Consider the following 640-nt stretch of genomic DNA (forward strand, 5'->3'; position numbering starts at 1 on the left):
ATCGTATCCGCGCGGTGATCCGCAGAAACGGAACCTCACTGAGCATGTCTTTCAATGGTCTAGCCATTGCCAGCGCCACGCTTTCGGCTGCGATGCCGGTTCTTTCTGTGTCACGTTTCGGGGCACTGATTGCCGGCAGCGGCAGCACGCTTGACCTGCGCATCAATGAATTTGGCCTCTGGCCGGATGTGATGAGCGATTCCGAACTTGTGGCACGGGGGACGATCAATGCGTGACGTCTGGCTGAAATTCGACAACGAGACCGCAGCGCTCGCGGCTCTGGCTACGGCCGGCATTGTCCCCGTCGCCGATGAGGCGGGCAATTCCGCCCTTCCGACCAAATCCCGGCTTGCAGACGGCACGCGTTTCGGCCTGTCAATCTGCGGGCAGGGGACCGGAACCATCTATGAGCCGACCGGCGACATGGTCACCGGGACCGACGAAACCGGCAACACCGTCGAGACCGAGGGCCGGGCGCCGGTGCCCGGCTATCACATCAACATGCGCTTTGACGGCGATGTTCCGGCAGGTCTTGCCGGTTTCGATATCGCACCGCAAACCCCGGCCGAGCGCTTCGCCTGAGGCGAGAACATGCGTTCTTATCTCTGATCTGGCGCATGTAAACGTGACCAATCCGGCA

2 protein-coding genes are annotated in these 640 nt (G+C 61.4%); both read left to right on the forward strand.

What is annotated here, in order from left to right; genetic code table 11:
* Positions 1 to 236: hypothetical protein (locus tag FJU08_RS22940; RefSeq protein ID WP_181410009.1), on the forward strand; the 236-nt coding region annotated here is incomplete at its 5' end.
* Positions 229 to 582 (forward strand): hypothetical protein, encoded by a 354-nt coding sequence (locus FJU08_RS22625; RefSeq protein ID WP_141151301.1) that lies wholly within the window; start codon positions 229 to 231, stop codon positions 580 to 582. The genes FJU08_RS22940 and FJU08_RS22625, both read left to right, overlap by 8 nt.
* Positions 583 to 640 lie beyond the last annotated feature (58 nt).

This window comes from Martelella alba (assembly GCF_006516955.1).
Taxonomy (GTDB): Bacteria; Pseudomonadota; Alphaproteobacteria; order Rhizobiales; family Rhizobiaceae; genus Martelella; species Martelella alba.